The organism is Winogradskyella endarachnes, from assembly GCF_009741275.1.
GTDB classification, from domain to species: Bacteria; Bacteroidota; Bacteroidia; order Flavobacteriales; family Flavobacteriaceae; genus Winogradskyella; species Winogradskyella endarachnes.
In genome coordinates, this window is the sequence record NZ_WOWS01000002.1 from 40,990 (window position 1) to 56,025 (window position 15,036).

The 15,036-nt window shown below is 32.6% G+C and carries 6 protein-coding genes; all 6 read left to right on the forward strand.

The window, feature by feature from the left end; genetic code table 11:
- The first annotated feature begins 9 nt into the window (after nucleotides 1–9).
- The 6 genes from GN138_RS04935 to GN138_RS04960 all read left to right on the forward strand — a co-directional run bounded on the left by GN138_RS04935 (nucleotide 10) and on the right by GN138_RS04960 (nucleotide 15,023).
- On the forward strand, nucleotides 10–2,814 hold the full coding sequence (locus tag GN138_RS04935) for a triple tyrosine motif-containing protein (RefSeq protein ID WP_157362682.1): 2,805 nt from the start codon (nucleotides 10–12) through the stop codon (nucleotides 2,812–2,814).
- Nucleotides 2,815–3,062: 248 nt separating this feature from the next.
- Nucleotides 3,063–6,212: a SusC/RagA family TonB-linked outer membrane protein gene (locus GN138_RS04940; protein WP_157362683.1), complete on the forward strand. Its 3,150-nt coding sequence runs from the start codon at nucleotides 3,063–3,065 to the stop codon at nucleotides 6,210–6,212.
- A gap of 19 nt (nucleotides 6,213–6,231) precedes the next feature.
- Entirely contained in the window at nucleotides 6,232–7,731 is a 1,500-nt protein-coding gene (locus GN138_RS04945; protein WP_157362684.1) for a RagB/SusD family nutrient uptake outer membrane protein, read from the forward strand.
- A gap of 14 nt (nucleotides 7,732–7,745) precedes the next feature.
- Complete coding sequence (locus GN138_RS04950) at nucleotides 7,746–9,836, forward strand: PKD domain-containing protein (protein ID WP_157362685.1); 2,091 nt, start codon at nucleotides 7,746–7,748, stop codon at nucleotides 9,834–9,836.
- Between the two features lie 11 nt (nucleotides 9,837–9,847).
- Nucleotides 9,848–11,470: a glycoside hydrolase family 16 protein gene (locus GN138_RS04955; protein WP_157362686.1), complete on the forward strand. Its 1,623-nt coding sequence runs from the start codon at nucleotides 9,848–9,850 to the stop codon at nucleotides 11,468–11,470.
- Nucleotides 11,471–11,561: 91 nt separating this feature from the next.
- Complete coding sequence (locus GN138_RS04960) at nucleotides 11,562–15,023, forward strand: hypothetical protein (RefSeq protein ID WP_157362687.1); 3,462 nt, start codon at nucleotides 11,562–11,564, stop codon at nucleotides 15,021–15,023.
- Nucleotides 15,024–15,036: the final 13 nt, after the last annotated feature.

Below are 15,036 nucleotides of genomic sequence, written 5' to 3' on the forward strand. Positions count from 1 at the left end.
TTAACTACAATGGGTTTTATTAAATATTTTCTCTACACCTTTTTTTTTGTTTTTACTTGTTTTTCTCAGGCTCAGGTATTTTCTCCAATTCAAATCTTTACAACAAAAGATTATCAGGCAGAAGATCAAAATTGGTCAATTTCACAATCTGATAATAATTTTATATACGTTGCAAATAATAAAGGATTATTAGAATATAATGGAGCTTCTTGGAGCGTTTATAATTCTGCTAATCGTGGTATTTTAAGGTCTGTAAAGGTTTATGATAATCACATATATACAGGTGGATACATGGATTTTGGCTTTTGGAAAAGAGGAAGCAAAGGTCTGCTTATTTATTTGTCTTTAGTTGAAAAATTTAACCTAGACATAAAGGAAGATGAAGAATTTTGGCAGATAACAAAAGTTGGGGATTTTGTGTTATTTCAATCTTTAGAACGTATTTATGTCTTTAATACTAATAAGAACAATTTTTCGATAATAGATGAGGGGAAAAGAGTAAATAAAATATTTAATGTTAATGGTACTATTTATTACCAAATTATTGAAGATGGTGTTTATGAGATAGTAAATGGAAATCCTATATTAAAGTTTTCATCTGATGATATAGCTAATAATAAATTGATAAACATTTTTGAAACTAAATCTGGGTTATTGCTTCAAACGGAAGAAAGTGGCTTTTATAGTTTTAATAATAATAAGGTAGGTAAATGGAAGATTACTTCAGATAAATTGTTGTCTACGTTAAGTGTTTATAGTAGTATAAAATTAAAAAATGGGGACTTTATTTTGGGTACCATATCTAATGGTTTAATTCATTTAGATAAGGATGGAAATTACTTAATGAAAATCAATCGAAATAATGGGTTGAGTAATAATACAGTACTGTCTATTTTAGAAGATAATTTTGGAAATATTTGGTTGGGCTTAGATAATGGTATTAATGTTGTTAACATTAACTCGCCGTTTAAAGTTTACAAGGATAAACTGGGTAGTTTAGGTACGGTATATGCCTCTGCTAAATTTAATGGATTCTTGTATTTAGGAACAAATCATGGCTTATTTTATAAACCTATTGATTCTAATGAAAAATTTCGATTTATACCAGGTACCAAGGGGCAGGTTTGGGACTTGTCGGTTCTCTATGGTGATTTATTTTGTGGACATGATAAAGGAACTTTTGTTGTTAAAGGAGAGGATGTTGAAGTTGTTTCCGCGGAATTAGGAACATGGAGTGTTAAGAAAATTAGTGGTTTTCCTAATCTACTTATTCAAGGTAATTATAGAGGTTTAAATATTTTAGAGAAAAGAAGCGGTAAATGGCATTTTAGAAATAAAATAGAAGGATTTAATATATCCTCAAGATATTTTGAGTTTGTTAATTCTCAAGAGTTATTGGTAAGTCATGAGTATAAAGGTGTATACAATATTAGGCTAGATAAAGATTTTAATGCTGTAAAGGATTATGAAAAAACACAAATTAATTCGGGTATAAAATCTGGTATTTTTAAGTATAATAATGAGGTTTTATATAGCGTAAGCGAAGGTGTTTTTGTTTATAGTCAACCAAAAAAGAAATTTGTAAGAGATAGTCTTTTAAGTGCTACTTTTAGTGGTGAGAATTATGTTTCAGGAAAATTGATAACTGAAAAAAATAGTAATAGACTATGGGGTTTTTCTAAGAATGATATTATATATGTTGAGCCAGGGAAATTAGATAACGTTCCTAAAATCAATAGAATAGCAATTTCTAGTGAAATACGAAAAACAAAGTCCTCTTTCGAAAATATTTTAGAGTTAGATACCAATCAATATTTAATTGGCACAACGGAAGGCTATTTAATTGTAAATGTAAATATGATTGCTCAAAAACCGTTGAATATTTATTTGAATGAGGTTTCCAACGGAAGTCAGCCTAATGATTTATCACCCTTAAACCTAGATAGTATTCATACGTTTAAGAATAAAATTAACAATTTTAAGTTTAAATATAGTGTTACTAATTATAATGCTTTTTCATCTTCTAAATTTCAATATAAGCTAACAGGTATTTATGATAATTGGAGCCCTTGGTCTAGGACTTCAGAAGTAATTTTTAAAAATCTACCACATGGCGATTACATTTTTGAAGCAAGAGCTATTACTGATGGTCTTGTGTCTAATAATGTAATTACATATCAATTTACAATAGAGAGGCCATGGTATCTTAAAACTCTAGCTATTATTGTATATGTTCTCTTGGCAATACTTATTATATATATATTGTATTACTTTAATAAAAGACATTACAAAAAAATACAGGATAAACTTATTGAAAAGAAGCAAAGACAATTAGAATTAGAACAGTTAGAAAATCAACGTCAGTTAATTCAATTTAAAAACAAAAATTTACAATTAGATATTGAAAATAAAAATAGAGAACTTGGCATGGCAACAATGAATTTAGTAAAACGAAATGAATTGTTGAGTAATATTAAAAGCGAATTATCTAAGAGCAAAAGCCTAGCGGAAGTTAACAAGGTAATAAAAACAATTAATTCTAGTATTAACGATAATAGCGATTGGGATTTGTTTGAAAAAGCATTCAATAACGTTGATAAAGATTTTATGCAGAGAATAAAATCCTTACATCCTACAATCACCCCTAACGATCTGCGTTTATGTGCGTATTTAAGGTTAAATCTATCTTCTAAAGAAATCGCTCCTCTATTAAATATTTCTCATAAAAGTGTAGAAGTTAAGCGATATCGTTTGCGTAAAAAGCTGGGTTTAGACCATAAAGAGAGCTTATCAAATTATATAATCGAACTTTAGTACCTATACGAGTCCATAATTTACCTATACATTACCTATACAATTATGGTTTTTAACACTTTTTTCTGTTGCATTGTTAATTATTGTTAAGACCCAAATTATAGTGCAAATTCTATAATTTAAAAGGCTTTCTGTTGTGTTATTATTATTTTTAACCTATTAATTTTATGATGTATGTTTTTTGTATAGTGGTATTTTAAGAATTTACTAATGATAAATTTTAAATTGCAGTAACTAAATAATAAACTATGAAAATAAAACTTTTAGGGCTCATTACCTTCATTTTTACAATGGCGGTTTATGGGCAAAATGTAAATGTTTCTGGAACAGTTATAGAAGCTTCTTCAGGACAACCTTTACCAGGTGTTAACGTAGTTGTTAAAAACACATCAAAAGGAGCATCATCAAATTTTGATGGTGAATTTACTTTAAATGATGTGCCTATAAACTCTGTAATCGTTATTTCATATCTGGGTTTTGTAACACAAGAGATTACTATTATAAATAGTGACCCACTTAGTATTTCACTAGAAGAAGATGCGGAGTCTTTAAGTGAAGTGGTGGTTATTGGGTATGGAACTCAGAAAGTAACCAATGTATCGGGTGCTATTTCAACAGTAAAATCAGAGTCAATAGAAAAACTAAAACCGCTTAGAGTTGAAGAAGCTTTACAAGGTAGTGCCTCAGGTGTATCGGTAATTCAAAGTGGTTCACCAGGGAGTAAACCTACTGTTTTGGTTCGTGGTATTCCTTCATTTACTGGTACAGATCCAGTTGTTATTATTGATGGTGTTCCACAGAGTTTAGACGATTTAAACTCTATTAATTCAGCAGACATTAAGTCCCTTAATATCCTTAAAGATGCAGCTTCAACAGCAATTTATGGTGTTAAAGGTGGTAATGGCGTTGTGGTGGTTACTACTAAAGGTGGAAGAAATAACGAGAAAGCAGAATTTTCTTTTAATACATATACTGGTGTGCAATCGGTAGATCGAAAATTAGGTTTGTTAAACGCTACGGAATATGCTGCAATGATAAATGAAGGAAGCGTTGTTTCAGGGGGAGATATTATTTTTTCTGACCTTTCTGTTTTAGGTGAAGGCACCGATTGGCAAGATGAGGTTTTTAAAGACGCGAGTGTTTCTTCTCATACTTTCTCAGCTAGAGGTGGAACAGAAAAAGTTGGATACTTCTTGTCTACTGGATATTTAACACAAGGAGGTATTGTTGGTGGAGAAGAAAAATCTAATTTTAATAGGGTTAATTTTACGGCTAATGTAGATTTTCAATTAACTTCTAAGTTAAAATTTATATTAAATACGAGTTATGCTAACATAAAAAGTAAATCTGTTGCGGAAAATTCTTTTAATTCTATATTAGGTAATGCAATAAATTTTGATCCTACAGTTTCTGTTTATAATGATGATTCAGATGATTTTGCTACATACGGTTATAGTAATTTATTATTGTCAGAAATCTTTAATCCTGTTCAAAGATTAAATGATACTTACAATGAAAGCAATGGAAACAAATTGTATGGAAAGTTTGAAATTCAATACGACATACTAAAAAATCTTAAGATTACATCAAGATTTGGATATACATATTGGAATCAAGTTGGAAAAAGTTTCACTCCTTTAGCATACTACGGCCCAAATAATGTATCTAGTGACTATAATTCAGACGGAACTGTAAAAACGCAAGTTGTAGATAATGGAGATGGCACAACAACTACAATTCCATCTTTTCACAATAGTGTTTCAGAATATACTAACTCTAATTTTAATTACACATTTGAAACCTTTGCTAGCTACGGATTTAACCTTAATGATATTCATAATTTCGATGTAGTTTTAGGGATTTCTAGAAGTAAATCTACTGGAGAAGGTTTTGGTGCAACTAGGCAAGATGTAAGAGATAATTCTTGGGAATGGGCAGATATAAGTGCTGCTACAGGTGTTAATACAGAACTTAATACCAATGCATATACAGGTTACAGTTATCAAAATTTAGAGCGTAGAAATGTTTCTTACTTTAGTAGAATTAACTATGATTATAATGGAAAATATTTAGCATCATTCTCTGCAAGACGAGATGGGTCTATTGCTTTTGGTGATGATAACAAATTTGCTAACTTTTATGCAGGTTCATTAGGTTGGGTTGTTACAAATGAAGATTTTTTTAATGTAGATGCTATTAATTTCTTAAAAATTAGGGGAAGTTATGGTACGGTAGGTAACGAGAATGTAGACCCTCAATACGTAAGTATTACAGTAGGTGGTCCTAGTTATAATTCTACTGCTAATAGTAATGGATATACCTTTGGAAGTGAATTTGTATCTGGAGCTACGGTAAATTCATTTAGTAATACAACTTTAAGTTGGGAAGAACAAACCCAATATAATATTGGTTTTGATGCTACTTTTTTTAATAACAATTTTTCACTAACAGCTGATTATTTTAATAAATCAGTTGAAGGTTTACTTTTTACAGATGCACCACCACTTTATGCTGGTACTTCAGAGCCTGTAACCTCTAATATTGGTAGTACAGAAAGTAAAGGAATAGATTTAACACTTGGATATACAAATACAGGTGCAAAAAAGTTCAAAGTAAATACCTCTGTAACTTTTACAACATCCAAAAATGAAGTTACTGAAACTAATAGTGATGGTACTGCATTTGTTGCAGGTGGTAGCTATTTTAATGGTCAGTCTCAATTAGCTACTCGTTTTGAAAAAGGATTTACACCTGGTTATTTTTATGGTTACCAGACCAATGGTTTATTTCAAAATCAGGCAGACATAGAAGCGCATGCAACACAAGATGGTGCTTTACCTGGAGACATAAGATTTGTAGATACTAATAATGATGGTGTTATAAATGATGAAGATAAAACAGAAATTGGTGATCCTTTTCCAGATTTTACAGTAGGTTGGAATTTAGCCTTTGAATTTAAAAATTTCGATTTTAGCATGTTCACATACGCGTCTGTTGGAAATGACATCTTTAGGGCTTATGAACGTAACGCACAGTTTACTAATAAAGACAGAAGTATTTTAAGTCGTTGGACAGGAGAAGGCACAACTAATGATGCTAATAGTCCGCGTTACACATTTTCAGATACTAACAGTAATATTAGACCATCAGATAGATATGTAGAAGACGGAAGTTTTATTAAAATTAAGAGCTTAATATTAGGGTATACTTTACCAGAGTCATTAAGTTCAGTATTTAGTAAAGTTCGTTTATATGCCCAAGCTAAAAATTTATTAACACTTACCGAGTATACAGGTTACGACCCAGAAATTTCTGGAGGTATTTTAGATACAGGTATAGATAGAGGTGCATACCCACAAGCTAGAACGGTTCTAATTGGTTTAGACCTTAAATTTTAACATCTAAAAATAAACTAGTATGAAAAACATAAAAAATAATATAGGGTTAATCATCATACTTTCAATCTTTTTAGGTTGTTCAGATGTGGTAGAATTTGATCCGCACGATGAATATCAAGTTACAGAAGCTGATTATTTACAATCAGAATCAGATTATCAAACCATGGTAGTCAGTTGTTACACACCTACACAATGGTTGAATCAAGTAATTGTGGTTGGTGATATTGCTTCAGATAATGCTGTTGCAGGAGGAGAAAATGCATCAGATGTTGTTGCACTACAACAAATGGATGATTATAATATTTTAACAAATAATAGCACTTTAGAAGATTTGTGGACTTCAGCATATGAAGGTGTAAACAGAACAAATTATTTAACAGATAATAGAGATGTTAATCTAGCTGGCGAATCAATAGATTTTGAAGGAAAAGATGCGCTTTATGGAGAGGTTCATTTTTTAAGAGCATTTTATTATTTTAATTTGGTGAAAATGTTTGGAGATGTGGTCTTGTTTACCGATCACAAATTAGGCTTATCAGATTTTGGAAATTTTGAGAGATCACCAAAGGAAGATGTATATGCTCAAATAGAAATTGATTTATTAGCTGCTATAGATGTTTTACCTACGCAGCAATCACAACAAGGTAGAATTACAAAATATGCTGCACAAGCTTTATTAGGTAAAGTCTATCTGTATCAAGAAAAATTTGATGAAGCGGTACCTGTGCTACAAAGCGTGGTTGATGGTCCATTTAGCTTAGTAGAAAACTTTGACGATATCTTTTTATTTGAAGGTGAAAATGGTCCAGAATCGGTATACGAAGTGCAATACTCTAACGGACAACCTTATTATAACTGGGCAGGGCAGACTAGAGGACAAGGAAATTATGCTGTTCAACAATGTGGAGTGAGAGGTTTTAATGGTACAGCAGATATGCCTTATAACTCAGGGTGGAGCACAAATTTACCTACTCAAGATTTAGCAAGTGCTTATGAAGATGGTGACCAAAGAAAAGAGGCTACCACCTTTGATGTAGAAGCTTATGCAAATGATAACCCTAGTTTAAATGTTACATACCAAGTAGCGCCTTATAAAAATACAGGGTTATATAATAAAAAATATCTACCTCGTAAAGGTCAAACTAGTGGCCAAGTTGAATTAAACTATGAAAACAATCAAAGAACTATTAGATATGCTGAAGTATTGTTAATGGCAGCAGAGGCAAATCTTCGAGCTTCATCGGTAAATCAAGCTTTAGCGCAAACTTATTTAGATATGGTAAGAGATAGAGCTTTTGGTGATCAAGACCATAGAGTTACAGCAACTGTTCAAGCGGTATGGGATGAGAGACGTTTAGAGTTAGCAATGGAAGGTGATCGTTTTTTCGATTTGGTAAGAACGGGCCAAGTTGATAGTGTATTGGGTAATTTAGGTTACAATTCTGCAACAGAAGGATTATTTCCTATTCCTCAAAGGGAGATTGAGATATCAGGATTGTCTCAAAACAATGGCTACTAAAAAAAGAAAATAATATGAAAATAATAAAATATATATTTAGTTTATGTCTTTTAGTACTTCTAGTTAATAGTTGTGATGAAGATGATAGTAATACAAGTTTTGTTGATTCAGCAGTCGCGCCGACAAACGTTTCAGCATTATTTGAAGTAACTCAAGATAATACAGGAACTGTAACGATAACGCCTACAGCTGAAGGAGCAATTGGTTTCAATATTTTCTATGGTGATGATACAGCAGAACCAATAAATCTTTCACAAGGAGAAAATACTTCGCATGTTTATGAAGAGGGTACTTACACGGTTACAGTAGTTGCTTTTGGCCCTACTGGTTTAGAAACCGAAATCTCCCAAGAATTAGTGGTGAGTTTTGAGCCTCCAACAAACCTAATTGTATCTGCAGAAAATGATGCAGCAGTATCTAAACAAGTTAATGTTACAGCTAGTGCAGATAATGCAGTTAGTTTTACTGTAGATTTTGGAGATGGCAGTGAGATACTTTCTGGTAATATTGAAGAAACAGTATCTTATATATATGCAGATCCAGGAATTTATACAATTACTGTTGTAGCAATGGGTGCGGCTATTGAAACTACTGAGTATGTTTTTGCAGATTTTGAAGTTACAGCAATTTTACAGCCATTAACTTCGGCTCCAACACCTCCGGCTAGAGATGCTCAAGATGTTATTTCAATTTTTAGCGCTGCATATACAAATGTATCAAATCCAGATTATTTTCCAGATTGGGGACAAGGTGGTCAAGGCAGTTCTTGGGCTATGTTCAACTTGTCTGGAGATGAGATTTTACAGTATGTAAATTTAAGTTATCAGGGTGTAGATTTCGGACAAGAAATTGATGCGAGTCAAATGGAATATCTACACCTAGATGTTTGGACAGCAGATGTAATTACAGACCTAGAAGTTTCAGCAATTAGAACTGGACCAGAAGAGAATGCAGTAACATTACCGCTAGGTGCAGATCAATGGACGAGTATCGATATACCAATGTCAGACTATACAGATCAGGGTTTATCATTAGCAGATTTAATTCAACTAAAATTTGTTGCACCTAATCAATGGGCAGCCGGTACAGTTTTTATAGATAATATATATTTCTATAAAGAAGCTTCAGTTCCTACTACTATTGCAGGTACATGGAAAGTAGCGCCAGAAGCTGGGTCATTAGCTGTTGGTCCTTCACCAGGTTCTTCAGAATGGTGGGCAATAGATGATGCTGGAGTCACACAAAGAACTTGTTTTTTCGATGATACTTATGTATTTGGTTCTGATGGTTCTTTTTCAAATGTTTTAGGAACTGATACTTGGATTGAAAGTTGGCAAGGAGGTTCAGACTATTGTGGTACACCAATAGCTCCACACGATGGTTCTAATCCAGCAACATATATACATGATGAAACTGCCGGAACAATCACTATTAATGGAACAGGGTCTTATTTAGGAATTCCTAAACCATATAATGGTGGTGAGTTATCTAATCCTTCAGATGCTCCTAGTTCTATAACCTATGATATTACATTGATAGATATAAATACTATGTCGGTTGGTATTGATGCAGGTAATGGAGTTTTTTGGACTTATAAATTAATTAGAGATGGTGCGGTTGCTTCACCACTTGCTGGTACATGGATGGTTGCGCCAGAGGCAGGTTCTCTTGCAGTTGGTCCAACCCAGGGTTCTTCAGAATGGTGGGCAATAGATGATGCAGGTGTAACGCAAAGAGCATGTTTCTATGATGATACTTATGTTTTTGGTACTGATGGTTCATTTAGTAATGTGTTAGGCACAGATACTTGGGTAGAACCATGGCAAGGAATAGGTGCAGATAGTTGTTCAACACCAGTTGCACCGCATGATGGTTCTAACCCAGCTACATATACTTACGATTCTTTGGCAGGTACTGTAACATTAAACGGAACAGGTTCTTACTTAGGAATCCCGAAACCGTATAATCAAGGAGAGTTAACTAGCCCAAGTGAAGCGCCAGAATCAATAACTTATGATGTTTCATTTATTGATTCTAATACAGTAACTATAAGTATTGAAGCTGGTACAGGTGTATTTTGGATGTATAAGCTTGTTAAAATTTAAAAAAGAAAATTATGAAAAAATTAAAAAATATGATATTTCTTTTTCTTTCACTGGCTTTGTTGGTAAGCTGTGATGAAGAAACATATGAATTTGGAGATATAACAACACCTACCAATTTAGAAGTAACAGCAGAAATAGTTGGTCAAGATGCAGATAATCCATATGGTGATGGAAGTGGTACGGTAAACTTTACAGCAACGGCTGATGATGCAATTTCTTACAGGTTTTCTTATGATGACTCTCAAGATATGGCACCTTTAGGTACAATTTCTTATAATTTTTCGGATTTAGGAGTTAATACGTATACCTTAACGGTTGTAGCTATTGGAACCGCTGGTACCTCTACATCTACAACTATTGATGTAGAAGTGCTCGCAACCTATTCTCCACCTCAAGATTTATTAGATGCCTTAATTGGAGATGGAACCAAAGTATGGCGAATTAAATCTGAAACTGCAGGTCATTTTGGTCTAGGTCCTGTTGGAGGAACTGTGCCGTCAGAATGGTATGGTGCTGGACCAGATGAAAAAGTTGGTGTTGGTATGTACGATGACCGATTTATGTTTAGCGCAGATGGTACATTTACATACATCACAAATAATACTAACGATGAGGCTGGTACTGATACTTCAGGTACAGTATTTGGTAGAGATGGTTTAATTAGTGATTTAGGTTCTGGTGGAACTGTAAACGGAGCTGATGTAGAAAATCTACCCTATTCAGATTATACAGAAGATTATGTGTTAATTGCTCCAGGTGGTGTAGAAACCATTAGTTTAAGTGGTATAGGATTTATCTCGTATTACATTGGTGGCAGTCACACTTATGAAATCTATGATAGATCTGTTCCTAATGAATTAGTCTTAAGATCAACAGATGGTAATGGTGAATTTGATTGGTGGTTTACAATAACCTCAGAAGAGGAGCCAGATGATGTTGTGACAGACTACGAGTTAGTTTGGTCAGATGAATTTGAAATAGATGGAGCTCCTGATCCTGCCAATTGGAACTATAACCTTGGTGCAGGTGGCTGGGGAAATCAAGAGGTTCAAACCTACACCGATAGTGCGGAAAATGTAATTGTACAAGATGGTGTATTAAAAATTACAGCTAAAGCAGATGGAAATGGTGGTTATACTTCAGCTAGAATTAAATCAGAAGGCCTACAAGAATTTACCTATGGTAAAGTAGAGATTAGTGCAAAATTACCTTCTGCTCAAGGAACTTGGCCAGCACTATGGATGCTTGGTGCTAATTTCTCTGAGGTGAGTTGGCCTTATTGTGGTGAAATTGACATCATGGAACAAACAGGTTGGGATAAAAACACCTCATTAGGTACTTTTCATTGGTTTGATAACGGAACCAATGCTAATGCTAGTTATGGAGAAACCATTGCTGTGGCAAATGCATCTTCAGAATTTCACCTATATACTTTAGAGTGGGATGAAACTGAATTGAAGATCTTTTTAGATGGTAACCTTATAGTAACATTAGCCAATAACGATGATTTTCCTTTTAACGCTGATTTCTTCTTTATTATGAACATAGCAATGGGCGGAACTCTGGGAGGAGATATAGATCCAGCTTTCACAGAAGACACTATGGAAGTTGATTACATAAGAGTTTACCAATAATTATTAGAGTAATTTGTTGAATTAGTTTATCAGGTCGGGCTATTTCAGTCCGACCTTTTAAAAAATGTTTATTTACAATAGAAGTATTCCCATGACAAAAAATCCCATTTATATAGGAAGTAAAAAAGCTTCAATAAACCAATTAGAAGTTAAAGGCGAATTAGTATCACTTTATAATGAAGATTATTATAAAATTACTAATAGTGATAGTATGAGACCATTCTTTATGAGTTTGGTTAGTAACTCTAATCATTGGTTATTTATATCTAGTAATGGTGCATTAACTGCTGGTAGAAAAAATGCTAATAATGCCTTGTTTCCTTATTATACAGATGATAAAATAACAGAATCATTAGAAACTACCGGAAGTAAAACTATTATTCAGGTTCATAAAGAGGGTAAAACATTTTTATGGGAGCCTTTTTCAAATAAATATTTAGGTGTTTATACAACTCAGCGAAACTTATATAAAAACAGTTACGGAAATAAAGTTGTTTTTGAAGAAATCAATACTGATTTAGGACTCACCTACAGATATCAATGGAACTCGAGTGACCAATTTGGATTTGTTAAAAAGGCTGAAATTATCAATAACACAGCTCAAACAATAGATGTTACTATTTTAGACGGTATTCAAAACATTCTACCTTATGGTTTAGCTTCAGATTTTCAAAACGCAACCAGTAATTTAATTGATGCTTACAAAAAATGCGAGCTCGAAACTGATACTGGCATCGGAATTTTTGCTTTAAGTGCTATAATTGTTGATAAAGCAGAGCCAAGCGAAGCGTTAAAAGCAAATACAGTTTGGTTTTCAGGATTAGAAAATCCAACACATTTAATTTCATCATTACAATTAGATGCGTTTAGAACTGGTAAAACAATTACTGAAGAAAAAGATATTAGAGCAGAAAAAGGTGCTTATTTTATTAGTAAAGATCTAAGCTTAGAGGCAAATGAAGAAGCTAATTGGATGTTTGTAGCAGAAGTCAACCAAACCATAAGTGATATCAATGCTATTTCAGAAAAAATAAAAAGCGATTCTAATCTCGAAGTATTAGTACAACAAGACATAGATGCAGGTACAAAAAACCTTTTAGAGTTAGTTGGTGCTTCAGATGGTATTCAACTTGGCGAAGATAAACTAAGAAACACAAGGCATTTTGCAAACACGCTTTTTAATATAATGAGAGGTGGCATCTTTGATGATAATTATAAAATAGAAAAACAAGATTTTGTAAACTACATAGCAAAAGCTAATGTAAAAGTTTCAAAAAACAAAGAGGCTATATTAAATGATTTACCAGAAATATTCAGCGTAGATCATATAAGAGCCATTGCAGACCAAGATGACGATGCTAATTTTAAAAGACTTTGCTACGAATATTTGCCATTAAAATTTAGTAGAAGGCATGGCGACCCAAGTAGACCTTGGAACAAGTTTTCTATTAACACACGTAGTGAAGTTGATGGTTCTAAAATTTTAGATTACGAAGGTAATTGGAGAGATATTTTTCAGAATTGGGAAACATTAGCACATTCATATCCTGCATTTATGGAAGGAATGATTCATAAGTTTTTTAATGCCACTACGTTTGAAGGTTACAACCCATACAGAGTTACAAAAGATGGTTTTGATTGGGAAACCATAGAAGCTGACGACCCTTGGTCTTACATTGGATATTGGGGAGATCATCAAATAATCTACTTACTAAAGTTTTTAGAGTTTATAGAAAAGCATTATCCAAATAAACTAGCGGGTAGTTTTACGCAAGATTTATTTGTTTATGCCAATGTACCATACAAATTAAAGAGCTATCAAGACACTTTAAAAAATCCAAAAGATACTGTTGATTTCGATTATGAATTAGATAAAAAAATCAACACAATAAAAGAAAGATTAGGTGCAGATGGCGCATTGTTAAGAGACCAAAATTATTTTATTTATAAAGTTAATTTAATCGAAAAATTATTAGCAACTGTACTGGCTAAAGTATCTAATTTTATTCCAGAAGGAGGGATTTGGTTAAACACACAACGACCAGAGTGGAATGATGCTAACAACGCCTTAGTTGGTAATGGTGTCTCAATGGTAACGTTATATTACTTAAGACGATTTATTAATTTCTTTGAAGGTATTGTACAAGATTCTTCAAGTCCAAAATATAACCTTTCAGTAGAATTAAAAACGTTTTTTGAAGGTGTTGTATCAACATTAAACGATAATGTAAAGGTATTAGCAGGAAAAATATCTGATAAAGCAAGAAAAACCATTTTAGATGGGTTAGGTACAGCAGGAAGTGATTATAGATTAAAAATCTATGATACAGGTTTTTCTAGTGATAAAGAAACCATATCTAAAGAAAATTTATTAGAATTCTTCACCGTGCTAAAACAGTATTTAGATCATACTATTAAAGCAAATAAAAGAGAGGATAACTTATATCATGCTTATAACTTAATGACGGTAGAAAATGATACAGAAGTTTCTATTTCATATTTGCCAGAAATGTTAGAGGGTCAAGTTGCTGTATTAAGTTCTGGTTATTTAGAGCCAAAAGAAGCATTAAGTTTATTAGATGGTTTAAAAGCAAGTGCACTTTTTAGAGAGGACCAATACAGCTATATTTTATACCCAAACAAAGAATTATCGCGATTTGTAGATAAAAATAATATTCCAGCTAAATCTGTTGAAAAATCAAGATTGTTAAAGCAATTAATTACTGATGGTAATACTCAGATTATAGAAAAAGATGTTTTAGGTGTATATCATTTTAACGGTAATTTTAATAACGCAGATAGTTTAAAAGCCGCATTAAATAAATTACCAGAAGAAAAATATGATGATTTAATTACATCAGATAAATCAATAGTACTAGACATTTTTGAAGAGATGTTTGACCATAAATCATTTACAGGTCGTTCAGGAACATTTTACGGTTATGAAGGTCTAGGGTCTATTTACTGGCACATGGTTTCTAAGTTATTATTAGCAACACAAGAAAACTGCTTGCTAGCCATAAATAATAATGAGAGCGAAGAAATTATTGGTAGATTATTAGAGCATTATTACGAAATTAATGAAGGTATTGGAGCTCATAAATCACCAGAGTTATATGGTGCATTTCCAACAGACCCATATTCGCACACACCAGGAGGAAAAGGTGCACAACAACCAGGTATGACAGGCCAAGTTAAAGAGGATGTGTTGTGTCGTTTTGGAGAAATTGGCGTGTTTGTTAAAGACGGAAAACTATTTTTTAACCCAAGACTTTTAAGAAAAGAAGAATTTTTAAGCAAACCCAAAGAGTTTTCCTACACAAGTATTGCCAAAAATATTGAAACTATTCAGTTAGAAAAAGATACGCTTTGTTTCACGTATTGCCAAGTACCAATCATTTATACATTAGGTACTGAAAATAAAATCCAAGTTATAAATAACAATGGTTCAACAATTGATTTTAAGGATTTACAATTAGATGAAATTACGAGCGATAAGATTTTTAAACGCACAGGAGAAGTAAAACAAATTGAGGTAACTGTAAAGAAGTAAATTAATAATTGAG

Coding starts and splice junctions, on each gene's coding strand:
- GN138_RS04935 (WP_157362682.1), top strand. CDS start 10: ATGGGTTTTATTAAATATTTTCTCTACACCTTTTTTTTTGTTTTTACT.
- GN138_RS04940 (WP_157362683.1), top strand. CDS start 3,063: ATGAAAATAAAACTTTTAGGGCTCATTACCTTCATTTTTACAATGGCG.
- GN138_RS04945 (WP_157362684.1), top strand. CDS start 6,232: ATGAAAAACATAAAAAATAATATAGGGTTAATCATCATACTTTCAATC.
- GN138_RS04950 (WP_157362685.1), top strand. CDS start 7,746: ATGAAAATAATAAAATATATATTTAGTTTATGTCTTTTAGTACTTCTA.
- GN138_RS04955 (WP_157362686.1), top strand. CDS start 9,848: ATGAAAAAATTAAAAAATATGATATTTCTTTTTCTTTCACTGGCTTTG.
- GN138_RS04960 (WP_157362687.1), top strand. CDS start 11,562: ATGACAAAAAATCCCATTTATATAGGAAGTAAAAAAGCTTCAATAAAC.